This window comes from Idiomarina sp., from assembly GCF_048265525.1.
Classification (GTDB): domain Bacteria; phylum Pseudomonadota; class Gammaproteobacteria; order Enterobacterales; family Alteromonadaceae; genus Idiomarina.
The window spans coordinates 33023-58195 of sequence record NZ_JBLXBI010000007.1; the positions used below are offsets into that span (position 1 = coordinate 33023).

Below are 25173 nucleotides of genomic sequence, written 5' to 3' on the forward strand. Positions count from 1 at the left end.
AATGCCCCTAACGCCACTGACGGTGCCACTGCCCGTACCATTAAACGACCCGAGCCGCCCTTTTTTCGGTTCGCAACACAGCACCGATATACACCCGGGACATACCCATATTCTGGGGTTTGGTTTTGATGGTACCGCCTGTTTTCGTAAAGGCACCCGCGAAGGACCTGACGGTTTGCGTGCCGTTTCTGAGGACATCGAGTCATACTCGCCGTATCTTGATGCTGACTTAGAAGACCAAACCTTCTACGACTTAGGCAACCTGCGGCTGGGTTTTGATGACGACGAAGAAAAGCAGTGGCACCATGCGGTTCACGACTTTAATGCTATTTTTGACTCGCTTGATTTAGCACAGGAAAAAATCAAACTGCTGACCTTAGGTGGCGAGCATTCTATTTCCTATGCGCCTATCGTTAAGTACTTGAAACAATATCCTGATATGGTTTTGCTGCATCTGGATGCGCACGCTGATTTACGTGACGGTTTCCTCGGCTACCATTATTCGCACGCTTCTATTATTCGTCGTTCAGTTGATCACTTTGGTCCGGGTCATGAGTTGATACAGTACGGTATCCGCTCGGGCACGCGCGATGAATATCAGTGGATGAAAGAACACAAAACCATTCGCAGTTCACGCAAAGACTTTCTCGACAGTGTAGAAGCCATTGCCAAAGACCGTCCAGTTTACCTGACACTGGATCTCGATTATTTTGATCCTTCTTTTTTACCGGGCACAGGAACCCCTGAGCCGGGCGGCGAGGATTTCCATTCCTTTGTCAGCTTGATGAAACTATTGCGCCAAAAGAACCTGGTCGGTGCCGACGTCGTTGAGTTGTCTCCACAAATAGACCCAACCGGCAATTCCGACGTATTCGCCGCTAAAATTGTGCGCGAATTATTACTCGTTTTACAACAGTCGGGAGCCTGAGATGTCAGACTGGAATATTGATCAAGCAGAAGAGCTCTACGGCGTTAACCGCTGGGGCGCGGGATACTTTTCTATTGGCGAAAACGGCAACATTCAAATTCGCCCGAACCACCGCTTACCCGACGTGACCATTGATATGAAAGAAGTGGTGGATGAGATTATTTCGGAAGGCATTCAATTCCCGGCCGTTATTCGTTTTCACGACATTCTGCGCTCACAGGTTGAGATTATAAACGAGACCTTTGGTAAACAGATAGATGAAGCCAACTACCAGGGTCAGTATTGCGGCGTATTCCCGATAAAAGTTAACCAGATGAGGGAAGTGGTTGAAGAAATTATGGACGCCGGCGAACCCTACAATTATGGTCTGGAAGCTGGTTCTAAACCGGAATTAATGGCGGTAATGGCGTACAACGACAACCCCGAAGCTCTGACCATTCTTAATGGCTACAAAGACAAAGACTATCTGACTCTGGCGCTACTTGGCCGTCAACTTAAACGTAAGATGATCATTGTTATTGAGAAGTTCAGCGAACTGGAAATGCTAATTCCGCTAGCCAAACAAATGGGTGTTGAACCCATGATAGGCCTGCGCTCAAAAATGATGGTGAAAAGTTCCGGAAAATGGGCTGGCTCCAGCGGTGACCGGGCTAAGTTTGGCCTGAGCATTGCTGAAATTCTTAACGTGATTGAGCGCCTGCGTGAAGAAGATATGCTGCATTGCGCCAAGTTGCTACATTTTCATATAGGCAGCCAACTGTCCGATATTCGTAAAATTAAAGAAGCCGTCAACGAAGGCGCTCGGCTGTATGCCAAGTTAGTACTGGAGGGCGTGCCTTTAGAGTACCTCGATATTGGTGGTGGTTTAGGCATTGATTACGACGGCACCAGTACCACCAGCGACTCTTCGCGTAACTATTCAACTGAAGAGTACGTTGCTGACGTCGTCTGGGGTGTGAAGCAAATTTGTGACCTGGAAAAGGTCCCCCACCCTAACTTAGTTAGCGAAAGTGGCCGCGCTATGACCGCGCATCATAGCTGTGTGGTCACTAACATTGTCGGCGAAATGAAACCTGCGGGCACACAGTTCGATATTTCCGCCAGCGATGACGAACACATTTTGGTTAAAAATATGCGCGAACTGCACAGCTCGGGTGACCAGTTCCACCCGCAGGAGCGTTACAACGACGCCGCCGGTTACAAACAAAATGCCTATGAAGCTTTTAAACTGGGTATTTTATCGCTGAATGAAATGGCCAAACTGGATACCATGTACTGGCAGATACTGGCAGATATCCACCATTCGCTGGATAAAGACACTTATGTAATGCAGGAACTGGAAGAGCTGGAAGACATGCTCGCCAGCCAATACCTATGTAACTTTTCGGTGTTCCAGTCAGCGGCAGATACCTGGGCCATTGGGCAAGTGCTTCCAGTCGTGCCTATTTCGCGGCTGAACGAACAGCCGGAAGTACGCTGCTCAATTGTCGATATTACCTGCGATAGTGACGGTAAACTCAGTAAGTACATTGAAGGTACCGAAATTAGCGACCATATTCCCATGCACAACCTGCGCAAAGGCGAAGACTACCATGTTGGTTTATTCCTGACCGGCGCATATCAGGACGTTATGGGCGACATGCACAACCTGTTTGGCCGCCTAACCGAAGTGCATGTGTACTGCCACGATGACGAACCCGGCGACTTCTATATTGAAGAAGTGGTACCGGGCACATCGGCCGAAAAAGTGCTACAAACCATGCAGTACAATACCGAATACATGGCCAAAACGGTGAAAAAACAAATTGACCGTCAGGTACGTAAAGGCTCACTGGCGCCACGTGAAGGTGTCCGCTGGACAAACTTTTACGAACATTGTTTAGCCGGCAGCACCTACCTGCGTGTCGAATAATCCACCAAAACAACCGCTTAATGTGCAATTACTGAGCAAACAGTAGAAAAGGTACAAAAAGCGGTTGACTCGAAACTGAAAAAAACGTTTAATACGCCTCGTTGCCCGGATAGCTCAGTCGGTAGAGCAGAGGATTGAAAATCCTCGTGTCGGTGGTTCGATTCCGCCTCCGGGCACCACCATCCCTTCCAATGCCGTCCATACTTGTACTTTAAGCCTTTATTAATCAAGTACTTGGACGGGGTTGGAGTCTTTTTTAGTCCTTTCTGGTTCAGTAACATCCACACTTTTTAGTACACTGTTTAGTAACACAGAACAAAATGTACTAAAGGCGTGTTACTAAAATGGCTCGTATAACTAAACCGTTAAGTGCTCGAGAAGTCAGTGAAGCTAAGCCTAAAGACAAAGAATACAATCTTTATGATGGGCAAGGACTTCAACTAAGAGTTAAACCTTCTGGTAAGAAGGTTTGGGTCTTTAATTATTTTGAGCCTTTCACTAAACGCCGCAGAAATTTAACGCTTGGTACTTTCCCTGATTTGTCTCTAGCGCTAGCACGTGAAAAGCGCCAGCAAAATAGGGAGCTACTCGCCCAGGATATCGATCCCATATCTCATCGTGACGAGCAATTCGAGGCAAAGCGGGCTGCCGCTGGCAATACATTCAAAGCAGTAGCTGAGCGTTGGTTCGAGATACACAGCAAGGACTTAAAGCCTGGCACAGCTCAAAAGCTCTGGCGCTCGCTAGAGAATGACGTGTTCCCACGAATCGGATCAATCCCCATTAAGCAGTTAACGGCACCGAAAGCCATAGAAGCCATTGAGGCACTTACCAAACGCAATAGCTTTGAAATGGCACGTAAGGTCGCTCGCCGGATGAATAACGTAATGTCTTTCGCCTGTAACGTCGGTTACATCAAACATAACCCTCTTACAGGGATTAAAAAGGTGATCCCATCATCAGATGTTAAGAACATGCCAACACTGGCTCCTGATGAGTTACCGGAGCTCATGCGAGCTTTAAACTTTGCCAATATTAAATACGTGACACGTTGCTTGATTGAATGGCAACTGCATACCATGGTCCGTCCAGGTGAGGCCGTGCAAGCCCGCTGGGAAGAAATCGATTTCGATAAAGCCATATGGGCTATCCCCGCTGAACGAATGAAAATGGCACGCCCTCACGAAGTACCATTAACTAAGCAGTCACTAGCATTGCTGGAGTTCATGCAGCCATTGAGTGGCCATAGAGAGTTCATATTCCCTTCCGATAGGGCTCCCCTAAGGCATGCTAATAAAGAAACCGCTAACAGGGCACTCAAGCGCATGGGCTTCGAGGGACGCCTGGTTGCTCACGGACTAAGAGCACTAGCCAGCACAACTCTTAACGAGCAGGGCTTTGACAGAGACGTGATTGAAGTTGCGCTGGCGCATAAGGACAAAGACAAAATTCGAGCGGCATATAACCGCGCCACTTACATGAAGCAGCGCCGGGAAATGATGGAATGGTGGTCTGGGCATATTGAGAAGGCTTCTACGGGCTCTTTAAGTCTGGCAACGTTAATAACTCGCTAGCTTATTTTTTGTAGCTCAAACAGTTAAGCACTTTCGTGTACTTCCTTTACGGTTTTGTTTTTCCTGCTTGTTTAGCGTTATAAGCTCTGTAGTAGTCTACCTTTTGAATACAGTATTCTGTTAGGTCGTAATCGGCCTCCATCTCTCTAATAACCGTTTCTTGAACCTCAAGCGTATCACCATATTTGAGAGCTTTATATTCTACGTTACGGGAGTTCTCCTCAATTTGCTTCCGTTTTTCCAAGCTATTCGCGTCTAATGCGCTCAAATCTTCAACTACCAGCTCATCAAACTTACTGAAATAATGTGTCAACTTCTTTGGCGCTTCTTTTCTCATGACCTGGATTATCGAACGAATTAAAGACCGCCTAGAATCCCATTCTAGGTCTGCAATATTCATCTTGTCCCATAGCCTAAGGCCCACAGCTCTTCTACAATTATCCTTCTCTACAGTCCAACCCTGCCTACTCATTCTGGTTGAGCGTGATTCCAAGTTATCAACTTTAGTGCCTTTGGCTCCATGATTACTATCATCATAAATTGACTTGAATTTTTTTAGAGCCACCGAAGCTCTCTTGCTTATTCTTCTATCAACATAGACCCTGACCGAATCAATAGTCCTTTCACCAACGTATTGTTTACCCGGTTCATCCCAAAGCTCCTTAACTTCTCTCTCAATCTGATAGAAAGAATCTCCGACGTTGTAATTAATAACCATGTCCCACTCAATATCAACACTGCCCGGAATATCAGAAGCCAAAACCTTAATACCCGAATCGTCTTTCCCCATACGCGGGTGTGCCAGGAAACTTAAAAACTCGATATCAACTTCATCCTCGCTACCATCGTTGACGTACACGTCCCAACTGATGGATGAGTCTGGCACTGAATAGAATAGAGTTGGTAAGAAGCCGAGTATGTGAGTCCAATCATTTAATCTTTCTATTAGCGACAATTCATCCTCGTCAAGCTCACTTATCGAGTAGCCATGCCTACCTATCAAAAGGTCATACGTATCGTGCGAGAAAATATCTTGATGATTTGCCTTCCGATAAAGATATACCAGGCAGTTACAAAATTGATGAAACGATTTTTGGCCTAAAATGTTTTTACTCACTGAGCCTTTCAGTTTCAACTGAACATCTTTGAAAAGGTCGATCAGCCGGGTTAGATTCAGCTCAAACTCGCTTGCTATTTCTTGGTTTGACTTAAGTAGGCTGTAGAAATGTCGGTGAGCATACTGAAACCTCCACCACTCTTCTTGCTCAACCGCTGACTTTGAATTATCCAAAACACCCCCTAAAAGCATAAACCTTTGATTATTAAATGTTTTTATTTTTACTTTTTTTCACATTTTCCCTCCCATACTGAACAGCTTTCTTTCTTTCTTAGCTTGCGTTCTACTCATTTACGCATTGAGCCATTTTTTGAAAAGGGAGGCAGTATGCAACAACAAACTAAATTACCAAGTCGCATTTTACGACTACAGGAGGTCCTTGATTTATTGTCGATTTCAAAATCGTATCACTTTGCGAAGTTAGATAAAAACTCAAAAAGCTACGACCCTACCTACCCAAAACCAATTAATGTTGGTGAACGGTCGGTTCGTTACATCGAGCAAGAAGTCATTGACTGGATCAACGCACGTAAGGAGAAAAGAAATGTTAACTAAAGGTGTACCAAACTTATCAAAACCAAACAGAGATCTTAGTAATGGGTTATTCCATAGTCCAATTACACAAGGTGTAGTGAACTCGCTGACCTCTACTGTACAAGCTCCAAGCGAGCTAATTTTACAGGCGGTATTAGGCGCTATTTCCACAGCAGCACAAGGGCAGGTTGATGTTGAGAGAATATATGGAGGCTCAGGACCAACGTCGCTATTTTTATGCGTCATCGCTGAATCTGGAGAGAGAAAAACAGGTGTAGCGACTAAAGTGTTCAAACCCATTATTGACTTTGAAAGAAAAGAGGCAAAGAAATACGCAGAAAAGCAGGAAGTTTATGAACTTGAACTAGAGATTTTTAATGACAAAAAGAAGCTGATAAAGAAAAAACTTAGTCAGGCTATGAAGACAGGCAAAAAGGAGGCAATAGAAAGCGCAGAAGCAGAACTCTTGGCTTTACAACGTAAAAAGCCTAAAGAACCAATCAAATCACAGTTTATTTTCGAAGACGGTACGCCAGAATCAGTTCAGTCTGACATGAGTAAAGGCAATGGTAACGCGGCGATGGTCTCTAACGAAGGAGGTACAGTCTTTGGCGGCCCGATAGCCAGAGATCTCGCTTTTTTAAACAGCCAATGGTCAGGAGAGTCGTTTACAGTTAACCGTAAAACATCGGAGAGCTTTATTCTCGACAATACGAGACTGACACTCTCCATTTTAATTCAGCCAAGCGCGATTGAGACGTTTCTTCACAAGAAGGGAGTCGAAGCAATAGGTATTGGTTTCTTGGGGCGATTCCTTTTTTGCAACCCACTAACGACTCAAGGAACGCGATTTTTAGACCCATTTAGGGTCGAATCTAAGGAGGGTTACGAACGTTACGTTGAGAGAATGGAAGAAATACTGGCTGAGAATTTCACGACCAACCAAACTCGGCATGTTATCGAGTTTTCTGACGAAGCAAAAGCCTATGCTCAAGACCTTTACAACGAAATTGAGCTTGGCTTGCAAGTCAACGGACGTTTTCAATATGCAAAAGATCACGGTAATAAGCTGCTTGAAAACATCAGCCGCATTGCCGCATTGCTATCCTATTTTGAGCATGGGAAAGACGAAAAAATAAGCTTAGGGATTCTCCAAGATGCGGAAAGGATTGCGTTTCACTTTTCCGACACTTATCTGAGGTGTTTCCAGACTTATCCTAATTACTTGAAAGATGCATTTGCTCTTCAAGAATATTGCCAAACCAAGCGAGAAAATGGTGAACGGTACATATCAAAAGCGGCAATTAGACGCAGTGGCCCAAGCCGTCTCAGAAATCTAAGAGCGCTCACGCAGGCTGTGGAGTTACTACAAGTATGGGGAGAGCTGAGAGTATGTAATGACCCAACTACTGGATTAGTATATCTCGATTTACAGCCTACCTTTGCTCACGACCCGCATATGTGGAACCGATTCTACAACAAGTATAAAGGCAGTCTTTGACCGTCGAAAGCTTGAATAGCTATGGAGGAAAAATAAACGACATCATAAAACTGAGTACTTTTCAGCGCTGAAACTCTTAAAAAACCGATATTTCTGATACGGATATCAGAAGTATCAGGATTTTCGACCATTTCGATTTGAAATCGGCTCGATAACGGCACTCACTGCGAGGAATTGATCAGCCTCGTAGCATTGCCCAACCGGCAATTTTTTTGCCATTCAAATGCTAACTTCCGAACAACGAGAGTTAGTCAAAATCGTCGAGAAGGCTGTAACTTAAGATCCAAAAGTGCAGCGAATGCCGACAGGTGTTTTCTCGGTAATAGTAATACTTATAACTACCACTGTTTACATCATTCATTGGTACGTCTAGTAACCAATGCTTAGCCAGTGATAGGTAAGCCCCAAGCTTACCGTCTGACTCATGGTTAAAGATTACAGGATCAGATCAGTTATGAGTATTCAATGATCATGGAGCTAATTATGAATTTGCCAACACGTAATCCAATGAATCACAACCAAACACTCTACTACGACAGTTCGTACAGAGGCCTGCCTCTCTGGCCTCAGCATGTGCCTTATATTCAGGAGCCCTTAGATGGTCTGCATGACACAATGACAAGAGCGCTTGATGAACATCCACGTACGCTAGCTGTTCGCTTTGATTTGAAAGTGCCTGTAGCCGGTATTCCTTTACACCTTGAACCGCCAATGGAGCATTTCATCAGAGCTGTGAACCGGAAAGTTAAGGCGAAATATGACAGAGAAAGGTTACTTAAAGGCTCTGCGCATCATTGCACTGTCCGATATGCCCGTAAAGCTGAGCAAAACATACAATCACCATACGAGCATTACCATGTTGTTCTTTTCGTCAACAACGATGTCTTCAGGCAGGTAGGCAACTTGGGACCTGGTGATAACTCAGAGCTGGGGAAAATCATTAGAGATGCCTGGTATAGCACGGGAGGCGTTAACGCTGGCCCTACTGAGTATTTAATTCATGGGTCAACGCCGTCATACCGTCGCTTAAAAGGCCCGTTTAATTCATTCAGTCAGGAAACTCGAGAGGCTTTTAGGCATTACAGCTACTTATGCAAGGAGAGTACAACGCTTTATCAACGTGGACGCCCTGCGTTCACCACTAGCCGCAAATAGGACAAAAAATAAAGCGCCAGCATAAAGCACCAAGCAGCGTAGCAGAGGCCCAGGGATAACCTCTGCTACGTACCTAGCGACAGTACAACTACAACAATCCCCTTTCAGCAAACGAAACCGTATCTTGGCCTACTACGATGTGGTCAAGCACGGGGACGTCTATGTGGTTGAGCGCGTCCTTGATACGCGTGGTCACACGCTTGTCAGCTTCCGATGGCTCAGTCACACCCGATGGATGGTTGTGCGCCAGGATGATGGCAGCGGCGTTTTGCTGAAGCACTTCCTTCATCACTTCACGGGGGTACACCGGGGCAGCGTTAATGGTCCCGAAGAACAGCTCTTTATACTCAATCAGGCGATGCTGTGAGTCCATCAGCATTACAGCGAACACTTCACGTTTTTGATGCGCCAGCTTGTACCTAAGGAAGTCTTTTGCTGCAGATGGGCTGGTGAAGCCCTCGCCCTTTAAAAACTTCGTCTCCAAGATTTCAGACGCTTTATTCAGCACATCAACCTCAGTCATCGGCCCATTCGTTACATACTCAGCGTTTTGCTCGTGCATTTTGTGTCTCCATCTTTTCGATTCTTGAATGCACGTGCGTGATATAGGCCTGAAATTCGGTAGGTTCTCTATTCGCCTTAATTCATCTCAATTCTTACTAATCCTATGACACAAAAAAGGAGAAGCTCATGCGGTTTCTAAGATTAAGCGAGGTTCAAGAACGCGTCGGGCTGGGGCGCACCTCAATTTATAAAATGATGGGGGAAGGCAACTTCCCCAAACCTGTTAACACACTGGGAAGAAATGTCGCCTGGTTAGACTCAGAAATTGATGAGTGGATGATGGACCGTATTGACGAAAAGCGCGGTTTGTCAGTCCCAAGAATTAAGTATTGAGTCTGCCAGGGCTATTTAAACGTCTTAACAACGAGGAAGTCACTATGGAGCTCTCGTTCCTCAACGCAAGTGATATCGTCAAAGCGCACTTAGCGCTACACGGCAAGGTAGAGCCTACGGTGAATACTTCAGCCTTGATAAAAATTACTATCGTTATCGGCAGAAAGTACGATGGTTTCGACGTCAGTCTTGAAACCATCTTTCAGATTGCAGCTGAATACGGCATTCAGCTGGCGCATAACAACTGGCACCCGAATCCAGACAAAGCCGCCGAAACAGCATACTTAACCTGTGTGCTGCATTTGAATCTCTACGGCATCGATATGGACTGCTCTCACCGCGATTTACTTCTTATGATTCGAGACAGCTGGACCCAACCAAATAAACTTGCGGTTCACATGCTCAAAAAATACCTAAACAGCATCGCTGCCAAGTACAATCAGCATTGCCGTACAAACCTGAATTTTCAAGTTGCCGACAGTTCGGTTAGAGAGCCAATGCACTGTCATGAGTTAGCGAATGTTGCATCCCGGCTCGCTGAGAGTTTCAAGTGAGGAGATAGTAACGAACAGAACGTAAGTTTTTAATGAGGACCTATCAATGGGGTTTTAGGATTCGGTATTTGATATTGGCAAGCAAGTCTTTGTCGGAAGGGTCGAAGCAAATTAAGGATGTGAGCAACCGATTAAGTAAGCTCAAGCGAAAAAGCGACAAAGACTTGCTTCGTATGGTAACCGACAAGTCTTGGTCATCGACGGTTTACTCAAAAGACAGAACCATCGCACGCCAAATTCTCAAGTCTCGCGGTTATAACGACGAGCAACTTCGAAAATAATATGCACAAAACTGTATGCTCTAAAAGCATCAAATACCAAAGTAAACTAATTTGGGGCGCGAATGTTAACCTTCGAGGTTACGCTACAAGGGTTGTGTAAACAATTTTACAGTTTGCTACAGAAAGCTTTTGATTGGGTATTGTGATTGATAAAAATATATCCCAATATGAGAACATAAATTACTTGGCATCAATCGTTCTAGCCAGTGGTGGCTGCTCAGTGGCAACAATAAAGCAAATGGTGTAAACTTCGCTACCATTTTGACAAGGCACCAGCGATATCGAAACTGTGGGGGATTCTTTGGACAAGGACTTGTATCATACATGTGAAGCGAATGGAGGCCCTGACATTGTAGCAAAACAAGCTCCTTTTCTTAGTGTAAACAATGAGAGGCAATGGCTCACACAGGGGTACTACTTTTGGATAGAAGACATTCGCTTTGCCCACTTTTGGGGGAAGAATTCAGTAAAGGGTGATTACGCGATCATTCGTTCAAAAGTAAAGCTAGATGACGGGGAGTATTTAGATCTAATTGGTAGCCCGTTGCATATAAGTTACTTTAAGGCTTTAATTAGTAAGTACTTAGAAAAAGTTAGAAAAGAGCTCGATAGTAGGTATGACCCTACAGTCCATGAAGTTATAGCTCATTATAGAAAGTGGGCTGAGAAGCAACCTAGCTTGTTTCCATTCAAAGCTATAAGTTGCTGCGACGACTCTGAAAACTTAAAGCGAAAGTTTATTAAACCTGGTGGTCGAGAGAGGTTAGCTCTCAACGAGAGACAACAACTATGCCTTTTCAAAGGAAATGAAGATTCAATCCACGAGAAGGAGCTAGTACACCCAGAAGACTGGTGTGCGTAAGGAGAGAACAATGGATTTTTTACAGCGAAGTCTGGCATTAGCCGACGAAATTTTAAATGAAAAATCAGCACAAGAATTTGAACAAGAATATCTGAGTTTGAAATGCGGGATAGGTCCCACAGTGTCTAGTTTATTGGTAGAAAACTGTGAGCACAGCGTTTCAAGCTCTTTCGATATATCTACATTGGCATTCGTTAGCGAGCAATTCAAAGTTGCTGGAAACTCTAACCCCAAAACAGTGAAGAGTTTTCGTGTTGTAGGTAAGCACCGCCAGTTTACTGTAGATCTCAACGATGGAACCAACCTTCCTGAGGCTGCTTAATGAAAATTCAGTTTAATGATGGAAAGGTTAGTAGTCTGCATATATCAAGAACAGGATCATCTGATAAAGCAGAAAGTGATATCGAAAACTTTGAAATACAGTCTGGTTTTCCAAGTGAATATCCGAAGGTATACTTAATACTCTTCAAGCTATCTTTAAGAACTCCTTGTGGAGCACTAGTAGACCTAGAATATGAAGCCACCTTCGAAACTGACGAAGAAATAAATGATGATTTTAAGAACTCTCAGTTCATCTTAGTTAATTCGCCTGCCATTGCGTATCCATACCTGCGGGCTTATGTCAGTGCCTTGCTTACTTTGTCTGGTTACGACAATGTCATATTGCCGACAATGAATTTTCAAGCTATGTATAATCAATCTCAAGCTGATAAAGATAGTGAATAGTTACTCCAGCTTTGAAAAAATTTTCATGAGAAAAAATAAGCCCAGGGTGACTTTACCCTGAGCCTATCCCTTAAAATCCAAGCTCAAGCATTAGCTGGCGCTTATAGTTGCCGCCAAGTGGAAGCACTGTTTCGTCAGCCAGTTCGACTTCCTGGTACCGACCCAGCTCTGACAGCAGCTTTCGCAAATGATCACGTTTTACAATATGGCTTCTGTGGATGCGAATGAATCTATCATCCAGTATTTCTTCCATATCCGATAGCGTTGCTCGATGCAGAACTCGCTCGTTGCCAAAGTAAATCTTCACATAATTACCAAACGCCTCCACACGCTCTATTGATGCAACAGCAACAAAACGAACCTCACCAGGACGCGTTTTAACAGCGATAATGTTTCGCTTCATGCTACCCATACCTAGTCCCTTTCCATAACCAGGTCAGCATCGATGCTATTACCACCAGCCAGTCGAATCGACGTTCGCCCCTTTATCGAGTAGTCGTTGTAAATAGCAAACAGCAACGTTGTGCTGAGCCCTATCGCCACAATGGCCGTGATCAGTGAGCCAGTAGATAAGGTTCCGATAATACCTGAGCCCCACCCCAGCGGATTCCAGAAGTTGGTAGCAAAAACCCCAGCTGAACCAACAGCCAACGCAAAGGCACCGGACGATGCTGATTTCAATGTTTTCACGTCATCAGCCAGTGACGCGCTTTTTACAGCTATGGTTTTGTCTTGCCTTTCAATAGCACGCTCTAGCTCTGACTTGGTGTATACGACCGTTACGTTCGACATACATGTTCTCCTAATTGACAGTTAATTAACTGCAGCCGTAACTGCCATTAGGTGATATAGGTTTGATTTATTTTGCTCTCACTTATTAACCAGATAGACATAAAAATCTTAAGTACTAACTCAATGTAACCTGACTCAATTTCGTCTGTTCTCGATCGTTAAAGTGCTTTTTTGCTAAGGCCGAAAAGTTTACGCTGGCTAGGTTTTGTCGAGTTACCTGCGCTGCATCGACACTTATTGCACTCTTGGCTAAGTCACTCGAAAAAGCATCGAAGCTCACGTCTTTTAAAAGCCCAAGGGCATCTTGTTGAAAAATGCGTCCAAGCAAATTAAACCTGAAGGGCATCTCAAATCGGCCTCTTTTTTTCCAAGAGTCAAACAGCTTACTTGCCTCTGATTGAATATCGTCCAAAACTCTATAGCTAACAGCCTCACTGTCCAGACGGAACTCTGCATCATCAAAAAGCTCCCACAGTTGGTTGCTGGAATAGCTTAACTCTGCTCTTAACTCTTTTATTTTGGCTGGAATTTCACTTCTAGCGCCACTTCTATCAAGTACAATCGCCAATAAGGGAGGAACTGGTATATCGATAACTCGCTCCATTTTCGTAGCCCAGTCCACCCACGAATCGTCTATGGTTTTGAAAAACTGATCACCATTATAATTCTTCAGCCGATCAAATGACGAAGCAAGAGCCCTATTCCCTAAGTAAGCGGTTCTCCCACTTGCAGATAAAGGAACTAAATAGCTATTTATTTGTTTATCTGTTGTAAGTGCAACATCTTCGAAATACTCGTCCGAATGCTCGGCTACCTTGATAAGAGGAAGTCTTTGAAAATCGAGTTCAAAAACGGGTTCATTATGCCCCAACTCTCGCAATTTCCTGGCAAACTCACTTTCCTCTTGGCTTTTTTCATTCTGTCGTCGTACAAAGCGCTCCTCCAGGCTTTCGTTTTCGAAAGCAATTAATTGATCAATTGGCGCTATATGCACATGAAATCCGCATTCATCAAGAATGCTTTGAAGGCAATGACGGTTGAGTGTACTGGGATAGATACTTTGCTCAAATGAATTGCCATTTTCGAAAATAGTTTTAAGAGACGCGCAAGGAGCAATCTCATGAGTCGTTTGGTGAAAACAAAAAGCCCTGATTGCTCGCTCAGCTGCTAGCAAATCATCAAATGATTGAATATCACCCTCGACGACTCGCGCTAAGCTATTTAAAGCGGTTCGGTCAACAAAGGATTGCTCTAAGCGGTTAGCCATATTTTCAACCATTGAATGCGAGAGCGTTAAATTATCAAATGCTCCTCCCCACCTATAAATTGCCATTCTCAATTCCTTAGTCGTAGTTACCAACCTAAACACTTAAGCGTACTTATCGTTTTAGTTGAGGTTACAGTACAGTTAGTTTTAGATCACACAAAAATAATAAGGGCCGTTAGGCCCTATAGTTCAAGCTCAGCAAAGTCTCGGTCAACATCTTCCTGAGTGATTCCAATATAACGCAGCGTCACAGCCTCCGAACTATGACGAAGCATCTTCATTACCCTGGCGATGTCGTTCGTGTTTTTATAAAGGTGATAACCGCGGGTCTTCCGCATAGAGTGAGTACCCAGTTTAATACCAACTTCCTCCCCTATCGCCGCGAACGCCCGCGAAACGTAACGGCGGCTAATCGGGGCCTCGTCCAAACCTATGGACCATTGATTTCGGTAGGACTGAAACAGGTAAATATGATCAGGGTGCTCTTCCTTTATCCGACCAATAATAGATCGAGCTTTGTCGTTCAATTTAATGGTTGCTTGTTTCGACGTCTTCCCCTCAACCAGGGTCAGACGCTCGTCGTGTATGTTTTCAAACTTGATGGATAGCAGATCCGAGATCCGTAATGCCAGGTTCAAGCCAACATCCCAAACGTCAGCAATTTGCTGACCATAAGTTCGTTTGAGAAGGTAGCTAATCAGCTTTACGGTATCCAGATCTTTAACCGCTTGCACTTCGGCCATGATCGAGTTCCTTTTTTGCTCTAAAACGTGATTTTGAGTACTTAAGAGGGTATAAAGGGGGAAATAACACGTCTTTAGTGGGTTTGCTTGTTCCCATTATTGCATTTTGGGAACATCGTCTTTCCTTGTGCTTTACGCCCAACGAGATGATGTATGTTTCAAATATTTAGAGGCTGATTCGAGAAGGACTCCTAACGTTACTAATTCTAGCTAAACGAATAAGGAGCTTTAATTGGCTGACTACATAAACAAAAATATTCTAAGCCAAGCATTCATTCACGTTGAACCGACTTCTCTTTACTCAAATGAAGCTATAGTGGCCTAATTAATTAGGTAGCCAAATCAACTATGCCACTACAAACCAATTAATTTCAAAAACTTCTGCATCAATGGTACGGAAGTGTTAGCCAATTGATTGACCAGTCAAACTCGATGACTGTGGGCATGCCTAACGACATGCTCCTTTTTTAAATTATTATTGCTCAGAATTTACCAGATATTCAAAAGTAGCTGCCAAGATGTGTATCGCCAGTAAAACAGGCAGTAGATACAAGCCAAACAGTTTGTGTACTTCTTCCGCAGGTTCATGAATAACTTTTAGTGCCGTTAAGTCAAACTGAACGCTAAACCAGTTAAACACGACTACCGCTTCATTTTCAGTAAAAAGATAAAGCGGACCAGTTATAACTAATACCACCAAACTCAACAGAATAAGATAATGAACACCGCGCGCAATAATTCCTTTTACATCCATCGAATGTGTTTTCGGAAAACCCTGTTTTAGGCGGTAAGTTGTTCGCCACAACAAAAACCAGAACGCAAAAAAACCGATGCTAATATGGACTGCTTTTAAAAAACCTTCGGTACTTTCTTCAGCAGCAAAAAGCATCATATAGCCGAGCGTGAGCATAACGGTCACAAGAATAACCGTGAACCAGTGATTAATCTTTGATAAGCCAGAGTAGTGGGTATTCATAAAGCCCCCTTTTGATTGTCAGGAATCATTATGAATACCCTTTATTAAGAAAATCTTAAGCGACCAGACTAATAAGCACTCTAGTTGAGACCTTCCGGCACAAAGTAAGCCCGATTTTGATACAGCCAGGATGGCAACAACGCATGTGCCAGTGCCTCTTCGTGTAATTGGCTATTCGTCTTATCATCTGCGACAAAGCGGTTTTTCTGAACGTCGTAATGACCCGTCATATCCTCGCCCGGCGTTAATATGGCCACGCCCTCGTTAGTCATCCACGCATAATTACTACCAAACTGCATCATCGCACGATTAGCGGGTGGTACATCTTTTGCTGATAGATCCTGCCCTATTGCCGGGGTCCAGGCAGAAATACCCGCAAGCGATATAACGGTCGGTAATAAATCAATTTGACTGGCTATTGAGTCGATTTCCCTGGGTTGAATCGACCCACCCAAAATAAGTCCGGGTATACGGAATTTATTAATGGGCACTAATTCGTTGCCGTAGACACGCGTATCATGGTCAGCAACAATCAGAAAAATTGTATCCTCCCAATAGTCACTATTTTTAGCCTTTTCAATGAACTGACTCAAAGCAAAATCAGCGTATTTCACGGCATTCTCAACCGTATTTTTTGGCTTTGAATAAAGCTCAATTGCATTGTCAGGAAACTCAAACGGCTCGTGGTTTGAAGAAGTGAAAACTAAACTAAAGAAGGGTTGTCCGGCTTTTCCCAGTTCTTCCAAGCGCTGATGCGCGGTATTAAATAAATCGCCGTCACTTACTCCCCAACTACCCAAAAATTGTGGATTAGTGATGTCACTTTGCCCCAGTGTTGACTGAAAGCCGTTGCCGATGAAAAAGGTTCCCATATTGTCAAAATGTGTTTCACCACCGTAAATAAACTCGGTGAAATAGCCTTTACGCGACAGCAAATCAGCCGCTGTGTAAAAGTTTTGCTGCGACAAGGAGAGTTTTACCGTGCTGCGTGCAGGTGTCGGTAAAAAGCTTGAAATGACCGCTTCAATGCCACGAACCGAACGCGTTCCCGTCGCGTATAGTTGCTTAAACCACCAACCTTCCTGCCGCAACTGTTCAAGGTTTGGCGTCACACCAATGCCACCTAAATCTTTAACAAAAGTAGCCCCCAGACTTTCTTCCAGAATAACAACAATATTCTTCGGTTTATCGTAGTTACGGGAAGCGGTATTAAAATGCACCGTTGGGTATTGCTCTGACGGAAAGGTCTTCGCGACTAAGTGAGGTTGTTTTTTCGCGGTATTGAGTATTTGCTCGATTGAGGCACTACCATAAACACGGGCAGCACTCCCCTCGTGGCGTATATTATAAATTGCGTATTCCACCGAATAAGCTGAACTAATAATTAAACTATTCACCAATGCATCAGAGGTCACCGCGAAAAAGGCCGGGTTAGCCGGCCGATGCGCCAGGGTTGAACGAACCCCCGCAAAAACAAGAATCACCAATACCGGCCAGACAATCAGCGAACTGACAATGTGTTTGTGCCCAACGCCGGTTGATCTATTCAAGCACTTTGCTAATTTAGTTAACCCATATAAAAAGCCAATCACAACCACACCGCTTAAAAATAACCAGGGTTTAAAACCGCCCCAGAGCGTACTAAACACTTCTTTGGGGTATGCTAAATATTCAATAAACAAACGGTTAGGCCGCAAATCGTACTGCATAATAAAGGCAGGCGTTGATATCTCCATAAACGCAATATAGGTAATAGCAACAATCAGCCAGATGCCCTGAATTTTCTGCCAAAGCCCGACACCCCAGCGGTTTAGAAATAGCGGCGCCAATAACAATAATGGCAGTGTCAGATACCCCATCTGAACAACGTCAGCCCTCAATCCCATCATCATCAGATAGCCAATATTTCCGGCCTCTGTTACGCGCTCATGCTGCCAGATAAAGAGCAGTAGACGGCTGACACTCAAAATAATTAACCCAAGCCCAAACCCGGTAATCAGCGTGCGATAGTGCGCTAACGACCTTCCCCCTCTCTTTAGCAAATAAACATTATGCATTAACAATCCAACCCAGTTTTGATGATGGTTTGGATAGTAAACGGGGAACCTTAAGCTGAACTTAATATTGGTTGCTTAGGATGCAGTTTTTATCGTGACAGGAATCATCATGAAACCAGGTAAAATCGGAATAATCCGAATACTTCATGCAACTCGGTATTCCATAAAAGGGCTTAAGGCTGCATGGCTTTTTGAAGCGGCGTTCCGTCAAGAAGTGGTACTGGTCATTTTATTAGCGCCTATTTTAATTCTGGCACCGCTGGCGCTAATAGAGCGACTAATAATGTTTTTGTCTCTGTCCGGCTTGCTCATTACTGAATTGCTTAATTCCGCTGTCGAAGCTGTGGTCGATCGCATCGGTGAGGACTTTCACGAACTTAGCGGGCGCGCGAAGGATATTGCGTCGGCTGCCGTATTCCTTGCCATCCTTCAGTTCATCATCGTTTGGGCAGCGCTATTATGGCCGTTTTGAAAATGACAACGATCTGGCAACGTTGGCTGTTTACGCTACTAATTTTTATTGCTGTATTAACAACGGCAGAATTATTTGATCTCAAGTTTTTAGTTGCCAATAAACTCTATCAACTCGAGGGTTTTCAGTGGTCACTTAAACACCACTTTGTTACTGAAACTATTTTTCATGAAGGTGTGCGCAACCTCAATCTAATCGCAGTCATTTCGCTATTAGCCTTGACCTTAGTCCAGTTTTTTCCGGGAAAAAATCACTCTCAGCGGCGTCGCTATGTGCTGCTGCTCTTATCCCTTTTACTGTCTTTTGGCTTGGTTAATTACCTCAAGGCCACTCTGGGTATGGACTGCCCCTGGGATCTGCGTCTATACGGCGGCACTAAACCCTACGTTAATTTGTGGTCGTTAAGTGACAGTCACTTTAGCTCTGGACGATGCTTTCCGTCGGGGCATTCGAGTATCGGTTTTGCGTGGATCGGACTTTATTTTTTCTGGCGTAAAAACCGCCCCGACCTTGCTAAGACATCGGCCGTTTTGTCACTTCTTGTCGGCTTCATCCTCGGCTTTGCACAACAACTGCGTGGCGCCCACTTCTTCGTCGACGATATCGCCACAGCCTTTATTTGCTGGAGCATCGCGTTATTCATTTTTCATATAGGTGAACAGCATGAAACGACTAACCCTTAATTTTTCACTACTGTTAACGGTCGTTGCGACCTGGTTAACCTTTGCCTACTCCGGCCCATTGTTAAGCGCTTTGGAGGCTTACGGTGTAAAACCATTCACACAGTTTAAGTTAATGGCATTCACACTCTGTTTTTATGCCTTTGTGCTAGCGTTAAGCCGGTTCGTTAATGCGTTCAAGCCACTGGCGATTATTTTAATGATTGTGGCTGCACCAGCCTCATTTTATATGTTGCAATACGGCATTGTTATTGACCCCGACATGCTTATCAACACCATAGAAACCGATCCGGCAGAGGCAGGAGACCAACTTTCTACCGGTTTTTTTATCACATTAATAGCACTGGGTATCGTCCCTTCTTTATTGCTGGTGTACATAAAAATCCCCAAAGCAAGACCGCTAACACAGATTAAACAGAGTCTTGTTGCAACAGCCTGCTTCTGCTTTTTAGCGGTTGGTATTGCTTATACAAGTTATGACGACTTTGCCTCCTTATTTCGTAACCATCGGGATATAAAATATCGGATCGCACCCTTCAATGTCGTCTCTGCGAGCGTCTCAGTTGTAAGACAAAAGCTCGAGAAGCCGGCTCAGTTTACCGCTTTGGGGCAGGACGCAGTGCAAACTAAAGCCTCGGAAAAACCAAGAATCATGGTGGTCGTATTGGGCGAAACGGCACGTGCCGATCACTTCTCACTCAATGGCTATGATCGGCCGACAACCCCCATGCTCTCGGAACTGGCAACATCAGAGCAACTCTTGAGCTACAAAGATGCTATGTCATGCGGCACAGCCACGGCTGTCTCTGTTCCCTGTATGTTCAGTTTTTTAACGGCTGATAATTATTCCAACGCCGCCAGAAGTTCGAGTAATGTATTAGATGTTTTAGAAACCGCCGGTATCAATGCGACCTGGATTGAAAATAACTCCGGGTGCAAAGACGTCTGTAACCGTATTAATACCATTGTAATGAATGAAAATAGGTGTGGAGAAACGGGCTGCTACGACTTTGATATGCTTGATGAATTGAAATCCTGGTTACAAAACATCACTCAGGATTCAATCATTGTACTTCACCAAATGGGCAGCCACGGACCAGCATACTACGAGCGTTCACCAGAAAAACTCAAACGATTTTTTCCGGAATGCAAAAGCCGGGAATTAACGAACTGCACAAAAGACGAAATTATAAATGCCTACGACAACAGCTTATTGATAACGGACCGGCTCGTCAGTCAGGTCATTAGGTTGTTGAGGAGCCACAACGAGCTGGACAGCAGCATGATGTATGTATCCGACCACGGTGAGTCCCTAGGTGATAACGGTATCTACCTGCATGGTTTACCGAACTGGTTAGCCCCTAAAGAACAGCGTCATATTCCATGGATAACCTGGCCTACAAAGACATTTGAAATGACGAAAAATAATTCAGATGCCGATATTAGCCATGATAATTTCTCGCATACTGTATTGGGTTACTTTAATGTAGAAACGTCACTTTATAATGCAAACCTTGATTTAACGCAGATTAACGAGAGATATGCGAATGCGTCTACTACTCCTTGAAGATGACAAAACCTTGGCAGAAGGTATCATTAAAGGCCTGAACCGTATGGGTTATGTTGTCGAACTAGCTATGAATCTGTCACAAGCGGAAAGTGCTCTCAAAACCGACCAATTCGAACTCGCAATCTTTGATCTCGGCCTACCCGATGGTAATGCGGTATCCCTCATCAAAAAGCTCCGCAAGGCAGGCCAACAAGTTCCTATTGTCGTGCTCACCGCTTGGGATGACATTGATACGAAGGTGCTGGCACTGAATGAGGGAGCCAATGACTACGTTGTAAAGCCATTTGAACTGCGTGAGTTAGAAGCCCGTATTCGGGTTCAGGTACGAAAAGCAAACCAGCAATTAAACGATGTTATAATCTGCGGTGAGCTCAGTGTTGATATCGCATCACAACAATGTCGTTTCCGCAATAAAGTCATCAATTTGACCCGGTTAGAATGGTTGTTAGTTAAACAATTAGCATTACATATGGGCAGAATAGTGAGTAAAGAGCAACTAGAGAGCGCATGTTATGGTTGGAATGGTGATAACGAAAGCAATTCGTTAGAGGTTCACATTCACCATTTGCGCAAGAAACTGGATCCTAGCCTGATAACCACCATCCGGGGTTTAGGCTATCGATTAAAAGACGAATCATTATGAAACTTTGGTCGCTTCGCCGCTCATTGGTTATTGGCATTAACTTAGCTGTAATTGCGGTATTAGCGATTACAGCCTGGACCAGTTATCGGGATATCCTGCACGAATTGGATGAAGTTTTTGATGCGCAACTCGCACAAACCGCAAAGTCGCTAGCAACATTTTATACACCGTCCCCGGAAACTCACTCAGTACCCAAAAGAATCCCGATATCAAACTATGATGATACCGGTGAAGACGAGCCCGCTAATGAGAGGGGCCCTAGCGGCCATAAGTACGAGTCAAAAATCGGCTATCATATATACAGTAACAATGGTGAATTGTTGGCTTTCACCAATCAACTCCAGATACTCCCACTTAAAAATTTAGATGCTGGCTACCATACGTTAGCGAATGATGCGCAAACATGGTTTATTTACAGTTATTTCTCAGAATCTAAAGGCATCTGGGTGCGCACTTTTCAACGACAGGATGTACGCAGTGAGCTCAGTAGCTACCTGGCTTCAGAACAACTATATCCGCTATTATTGATGTGGGTTCCTATCAGCCTAATTATACTCTTCATTATTTATCTTGTACTGAAACCCGTTAACAGATTTGCCTTAGACTTAAGAGCCAGAGCGTTAAATAACCTGTCTCCAATTGAGTCCGACCTGCCCAAAGAGTTGATCCCGATAAAACAGGCAATTAATAAACTATTACATCAAATTAAGATGTTTTCAGAGCGGGAAAAGCGCTTTATTGCTGATGCGTCACATGAATTGCGCACACCGTTAAGCGCCATTCAGGTACATGCGGAAAATATTATTTATGCTGAATCTCTGGAGGATTCTAAACAGTCCGGTAAAGCTATTTTTCATGCCGTAGAGCGGATGTCGCATTTAGTTAATCAACTCTTGCGTTTAAATCGACTGGATAGTTTGGATAATTCTGCCGACTTTGATGAAATTGAAATTAAAACCTTGGTTTCCTTAGCGATTGATAGCCTACCCATCAATCAAGTCGAGGACTACCAATGGCAAATCGATGTTCCCACAATAAAAATAACGTGCAATAACGCGTTAATAGTCAGTGCATTGACCAACCTCTTATCCAACGCAATGAAATTTTCACCGGCAGACTCCACTATACAAATAGAAGCGGTTGATACATCGGCAAGCATTATTATCAAGATAAGAGATCAAGGCAGCGGTGTGCCCGCCGAAATAACTGAACAAATGGGAGAGCGTTTTTATCGATTCCGCGAACACACTAATATCGCCGGCTCTGGTCTGGGGCTGTCCATCACCTCGAAAATAATACAATTGCACCATGGCAAGATATCATTTAACAATATCCAGCCATCTGGGTTTGAAGTGCAGATAGAGCTACCAAATTCAGATTAGACAGTGAAATTATAGCGTTATCCTAATAAACTCTTTTCTTATATGTGGCTTAACAAGATCCAAAAACCCACTCCAATTAAAGTAATCCCGCCGAACATTTCTGCCCAATGACCTATTACCGCTCCAACAAAGCGCCCTAACATCACTCCCAAAGTAACCATAAGGGTTGTAGCTAAACCGATAAGCACCGCGGCAAGCCAAATATTCACATCAATAAAGGCCAGGCCTACACCAACTGCCATGGCATCAATGCTGGTGCCTAACGCCGTAAGAGAAACTTTAAAAAACGATTGTCTGGAGGGTTTGTCTACCTCTTCTCCGCGGGGTCTAAAGCCTTCATAAACCATATGCAAACCAAGGGCCAGCAATAAAAAGAAGGCTACCCAATGATCCCAGGCTTCAACATAAGAGGCTGCTGACTTACCGATTAGCCAACCAATAACAGGGGTTATTGCTTCAATCGTCCCGAAAATCACGCCCATTCTTAGTGCTTCGAAAAAGCGAGGGCGGTTAAGACTTGCTCCTTTACCGACAGCCGCAGCAAAAGCATCCGTTGACATAGAAAAGGCAAGTAAAAGGAGAGCGATGGGGTTCATTGAGTTATCTCCGGCCGGGCATTCTGAGTCCACGATATACCCACACGCCCGACCTTCAGCATGGATATATCGATGGTCTCGCCAACCGAGAGGTGTTCGCACCATGGCATGTGGCCAATTATGTTGACACGAACGCTTCCAACTTTGGAAACAGGCTACTCCCCAACGAGGCGCTATATTATCAATCAACCTAAGATTTCACAAACTTTGCTAAGCCTCCAACATTGGGAACTCAAGTAGATTCTTGTAAACCCATATTAATTACGTTATCGTTTAATAGCTTTACAAACCAAGGGCTATAATGTTCAGACTGGGGTTTATCATAGTGATTTTGTTTGCGGTTCTGACTCAAATCAGTCAGGCAGTAGCGGACGTGCACCAGTCTCACCAGTCTTCCTCCGAACAGCACATTAGCTTTGAGCACGACGAATCTCACATTGATAAACAAGAACTTCCTCTTAATGGCGATATCAGTTTTGATTGTCATCATTGCTGTCACTGCCACGGTTCATTCCATCTTTATGCAATGAAATCAGAAAAAACTATGGCGCTCCCGCGTTTCAAAACGTCTCGCTCTGGTTATAATGAAATTTATTCTAACCCTCTATCTTTACCGCTGTTTCGGCCTCCAATCTCCTCATAACTGCTTTAAACGCTGCAACGCAGCTGATCAACTTGAATTATTAACGCAGTAAAATGACCGAGGAGTCTCTCTATGCGTCCGTTATCGATATGCGGCAAACGTGTGTTTGTTGCTGTCAGTCTCGTGCTCTGCACGAATTATGTTAACGCTCAACAGTTACCCGAGCGCTGGCAACAAACCGTACAACAGCACCCGAGTGTGCAGGCAGCTCAAGAGCAAGCTGAAGCACTCATACAGCAAGGGCAGCAGTTAAACCAGCCTTTGTATAACCCAACCTTGTCTTCAAGACTAGAGCGCGAAGGCGATATCAACAATTACGCCGTTGGCCTCAGTCAGACCATTGACTGGAGCACGGGCAATGAGGCTCGTGCCAGTCAGAGCGATGCAATGACGGCACTAGCAATGAGTGTTTACCGCCAATCAGCGAGTGAGCATGCGGAAACGTTGCTCAGTGCCTATGTCCATTGGTTTGATGCGAAACGTCGTTATGACTTGGCACAGCAGCAAGAACAGTTTGTGCAACAAGCCATAAAGCTCGTCAGTGAAAGGCGTAAAGCCGGCGATTTAAGCGCCATTGATGAACAATTGACCTTACTTGCCTTAAGCCGTCAGTTACAACAAACCGCTTCGGCTTATCAGCAGTTACAGTCTAGTCAGGCTGAACTCAATGCTCTACTACCCGGTACTGCGGCGAACGAATTGTCGCTTAGCGAGGGTATGTTCCAGTTTACCCCGGACTTAACCGCGCGATGGCAGCAACATCCGGCCATTAAAGCGGCTTATCTGAAGTGGCAGTTAAAACGTGCGGATATCGACTGGAAACGCTCATTAACCACGGCTAATCCAACAGTGGGAGTTGAAGCCGGTGAAAGCGATAACGAGAATGTAATCGGCCTGACATTCAGTATTCCGCTGCAACTGCGAAATAATTATAGCAATGCCGTTCAGGCCGCCAGTCGTGAAGCGCTTGCCGAGGAAAAACGTGTTATTGCGTTAAAACGGCAGTGGGAGGCATCGCTTAAATCATCGCTAAATAACTATCGGTTTGTGAAAAAAAAATGGCAAAGCTGGCAGCAGAATTTCCAGGCTCGGCAGGCCGAATCAATGCAGCTGATTGAGCAATCCTGGCTGGCCGGTGATTTATCCACCACTGACTATCTGACGGCTATGCAACAACAGCTCGATAGCCAGTTCGCGGGTATTGGATTACAAACTCAATACCGGCTTGCCGCCATTGAATGGCTTTATCGCTCCGGAAAACTCAGTGAAACCATTGAGTTACAACCGTTGAGCAATCAATAAAACCACGAA

General features: G+C 44.4%; 27 protein-coding genes, 1 tRNA gene and 1 riboswitch. Of the genes, 19 read left to right on the top strand and 9 right to left on the bottom strand.

Annotated features, from left to right (window positions below):
• Position 1 precedes the first annotated feature (1 nt).
• The 4 genes from speB to ACN0TF_RS12890 all read left to right on the top strand — a co-directional run bounded on the left by speB (position 2) and on the right by ACN0TF_RS12890 (position 4414).
• A complete protein-coding gene (gene speB / locus ACN0TF_RS12875) occupies positions 2-928 on the top strand; it encodes an agmatinase (RefSeq protein WP_417442255.1) in 927 nt (308 codons plus the stop codon).
• A 1-nt stretch (position 929) separates the two neighbouring features.
• Positions 930-2840 (top strand): biosynthetic arginine decarboxylase, encoded by a 1911-nt coding sequence (gene speA / locus ACN0TF_RS12880; protein ID WP_417442256.1) that lies wholly within the window; start codon positions 930-932, stop codon positions 2838-2840.
• 103 nt (positions 2841-2943) lie between these two features.
• Positions 2944-3019, top strand: a tRNA-Phe gene (locus tag ACN0TF_RS12885).
• 165 nt (positions 3020-3184) lie between these two features.
• On the top strand, positions 3185-4414 hold the full coding sequence (locus ACN0TF_RS12890; protein WP_322407127.1) for an integrase domain-containing protein: 1230 nt from the start codon (positions 3185-3187) through the stop codon (positions 4412-4414).
• A gap of 46 nt (positions 4415-4460) precedes the next feature.
• On the opposite strand, the gene ACN0TF_RS12895 is transcribed toward ACN0TF_RS12890, so the two are convergent.
• Positions 4461-5705, bottom strand: coding sequence for a hypothetical protein (locus ACN0TF_RS12895; protein ID WP_322407126.1), 1245 nt, complete (start codon positions 5703-5705; stop codon positions 4461-4463).
• Positions 5706-5858: 153 nt separating this feature from the next.
• Here ACN0TF_RS12895 and ACN0TF_RS12900 point away from each other — a divergent pair, with 153 nt between their 5' ends.
• The 3 genes from ACN0TF_RS12900 to ACN0TF_RS12910 all read left to right on the top strand — a co-directional run bounded on the left by ACN0TF_RS12900 (position 5859) and on the right by ACN0TF_RS12910 (position 8721).
• On the top strand, positions 5859-6086 hold the full coding sequence (locus ACN0TF_RS12900) for a helix-turn-helix transcriptional regulator (RefSeq protein ID WP_322407125.1): 228 nt from the start codon (positions 5859-5861) through the stop codon (positions 6084-6086).
• Positions 6076-7566, top strand: coding sequence for a YfjI family protein (locus tag ACN0TF_RS12905; protein ID WP_322407124.1), 1491 nt, complete (start codon positions 6076-6078; stop codon positions 7564-7566). Before ACN0TF_RS12900 ends, ACN0TF_RS12905 begins: the two co-directional genes overlap by 11 nt.
• A gap of 483 nt (positions 7567-8049) precedes the next feature.
• Positions 8050-8721, top strand: coding sequence for a YagK/YfjJ domain-containing protein (locus ACN0TF_RS12910; RefSeq protein WP_322407123.1), 672 nt, complete (start codon positions 8050-8052; stop codon positions 8719-8721).
• Positions 8722-8809: 88 nt separating this feature from the next.
• Here the strand turns inward: ACN0TF_RS12910 and radC are convergent, their stop codons facing one another.
• Positions 8810-9283: a RadC family protein gene (gene radC, locus ACN0TF_RS12915; protein WP_286682648.1), complete on the bottom strand. Its 474-nt coding sequence runs from the start codon at positions 9281-9283 to the stop codon at positions 8810-8812.
• Between the two features lie 128 nt (positions 9284-9411).
• On the opposite strand from radC, the gene ACN0TF_RS12920 reads away from it, so the two are divergent.
• From ACN0TF_RS12920 to ACN0TF_RS12940, 5 genes are all read left to right on the top strand, one after another.
• Complete coding sequence (locus ACN0TF_RS12920) at positions 9412-9618, top strand: AlpA family transcriptional regulator (protein ID WP_322407122.1); 207 nt, start codon at positions 9412-9414, stop codon at positions 9616-9618.
• A 44-nt stretch (positions 9619-9662) separates the two neighbouring features.
• Positions 9663-10172, top strand: a complete 510-nt coding sequence (locus ACN0TF_RS12925) for a hypothetical protein (RefSeq protein WP_417442257.1) — start codon at positions 9663-9665, stop codon at positions 10170-10172.
• A gap of 119 nt (positions 10173-10291) precedes the next feature.
• Complete coding sequence (locus ACN0TF_RS12930) at positions 10292-10453, top strand: hypothetical protein (protein ID WP_322407120.1); 162 nt, start codon at positions 10292-10294, stop codon at positions 10451-10453.
• Between the two features lie 872 nt (positions 10454-11325).
• On the top strand, positions 11326-11637 hold the full coding sequence (locus ACN0TF_RS12935) for a hypothetical protein (protein WP_322407119.1): 312 nt from the start codon (positions 11326-11328) through the stop codon (positions 11635-11637).
• Positions 11637-12041 (top strand): protein-export chaperone SecB, encoded by a 405-nt coding sequence (locus ACN0TF_RS12940; RefSeq protein WP_322407118.1) that lies wholly within the window; start codon positions 11637-11639, stop codon positions 12039-12041. The genes ACN0TF_RS12935 and ACN0TF_RS12940 overlap by 1 nt, the downstream gene beginning before the upstream one ends.
• 70 nt (positions 12042-12111) lie before the next feature.
• Here ACN0TF_RS12940 and ACN0TF_RS12945 read toward each other — a convergent pair whose 3' ends face one another.
• The 6 genes from ACN0TF_RS12945 to ACN0TF_RS12970 form a co-directional block, all read right to left on the bottom strand.
• Positions 12112-12444: a LytTR family DNA-binding domain-containing protein gene (locus ACN0TF_RS12945; RefSeq protein WP_322407117.1), complete on the bottom strand. Its 333-nt coding sequence runs from the start codon at positions 12442-12444 to the stop codon at positions 12112-12114.
• A gap of 11 nt (positions 12445-12455) precedes the next feature.
• On the bottom strand, positions 12456-12833 hold the full coding sequence (locus ACN0TF_RS12950; RefSeq protein WP_034821469.1) for a hypothetical protein: 378 nt from the start codon (positions 12831-12833) through the stop codon (positions 12456-12458).
• Positions 12834-12948: 115 nt separating this feature from the next.
• Entirely contained in the window at positions 12949-14166 is a 1218-nt protein-coding gene (locus tag ACN0TF_RS12955) for a hypothetical protein (protein WP_322407116.1), read from the bottom strand.
• A gap of 116 nt (positions 14167-14282) precedes the next feature.
• Positions 14283-14843, bottom strand: a complete 561-nt coding sequence (locus tag ACN0TF_RS12960; RefSeq protein ID WP_414019068.1) for a tyrosine-type recombinase/integrase — start codon at positions 14841-14843, stop codon at positions 14283-14285.
• A 475-nt stretch (positions 14844-15318) separates the two neighbouring features.
• Entirely contained in the window at positions 15319-15819 is a 501-nt protein-coding gene (locus ACN0TF_RS12965; protein WP_110014385.1) for a cytochrome b/b6 domain-containing protein, read from the bottom strand.
• Positions 15820-15899: 80 nt separating this feature from the next.
• Positions 15900-17876, bottom strand: coding sequence for an LTA synthase family protein (locus ACN0TF_RS12970; RefSeq protein WP_317498263.1), 1977 nt, complete (start codon positions 17874-17876; stop codon positions 15900-15902).
• 109 nt (positions 17877-17985) lie between these two features.
• Here ACN0TF_RS12970 and ACN0TF_RS12975 point away from each other — a divergent pair, with 109 nt between their 5' ends.
• From ACN0TF_RS12975 to ACN0TF_RS12995, 5 genes are read left to right on the top strand one after another with little or no spacing between them, the layout of a single operon-like run.
• The gene (locus tag ACN0TF_RS12975) at positions 17986-18348 is read left to right on the top strand and encodes a diacylglycerol kinase (RefSeq protein WP_110014387.1); all 363 of its coding nucleotides are present in this window, start codon (positions 17986-17988) and stop codon (positions 18346-18348) included.
• On the top strand, positions 18336-19031 hold the full coding sequence (locus ACN0TF_RS12980; RefSeq protein WP_110014388.1) for a phosphatase PAP2 family protein: 696 nt from the start codon (positions 18336-18338) through the stop codon (positions 19029-19031). The genes ACN0TF_RS12975 and ACN0TF_RS12980 overlap by 13 nt, the downstream gene beginning before the upstream one ends.
• Positions 19012-20595 carry a phosphoethanolamine transferase gene (locus ACN0TF_RS12985; protein WP_110014389.1) on the top strand — a complete coding sequence of 528 codons (1584 nt, stop codon included), beginning with the start codon at positions 19012-19014 and terminating at the stop codon, positions 20593-20595. The genes ACN0TF_RS12980 and ACN0TF_RS12985 overlap by 20 nt, the downstream gene beginning before the upstream one ends.
• Positions 20576-21241: a response regulator transcription factor gene (locus ACN0TF_RS12990; protein WP_110014390.1), complete on the top strand. Its 666-nt coding sequence runs from the start codon at positions 20576-20578 to the stop codon at positions 21239-21241. The genes ACN0TF_RS12985 and ACN0TF_RS12990 overlap by 20 nt, the downstream gene beginning before the upstream one ends.
• A complete protein-coding gene (locus ACN0TF_RS12995) occupies positions 21238-22623 on the top strand; it encodes an ATP-binding protein (protein ID WP_417442259.1) in 1386 nt (461 codons plus the stop codon). Before ACN0TF_RS12990 ends, ACN0TF_RS12995 begins: the two co-directional genes overlap by 4 nt.
• Positions 22624-22661: 38 nt before the next feature.
• Here the strand turns inward: ACN0TF_RS12995 and ACN0TF_RS13000 are convergent, their stop codons facing one another.
• Entirely contained in the window at positions 22662-23219 is a 558-nt protein-coding gene (locus ACN0TF_RS13000) for a manganese efflux pump MntP family protein (RefSeq protein ID WP_414019070.1), read from the bottom strand.
• 38 nt (positions 23220-23257) lie between these two features.
• Positions 23258-23395: riboswitch (yybP-ykoY riboswitch) on the bottom strand.
• A gap of 125 nt (positions 23396-23520) precedes the next feature.
• Here ACN0TF_RS13000 and ACN0TF_RS13005 point away from each other — a divergent pair.
• On the top strand, positions 23521-23862 hold the full coding sequence (locus ACN0TF_RS13005) for a hypothetical protein (protein WP_414019071.1): 342 nt from the start codon (positions 23521-23523) through the stop codon (positions 23860-23862).
• 72 nt (positions 23863-23934) lie between these two features.
• Positions 23935-25164 (top strand): TolC family protein, encoded by a 1230-nt coding sequence (locus tag ACN0TF_RS13010; protein WP_414019072.1) that lies wholly within the window; start codon positions 23935-23937, stop codon positions 25162-25164.
• Positions 25165-25173: the final 9 nt, after the last annotated feature.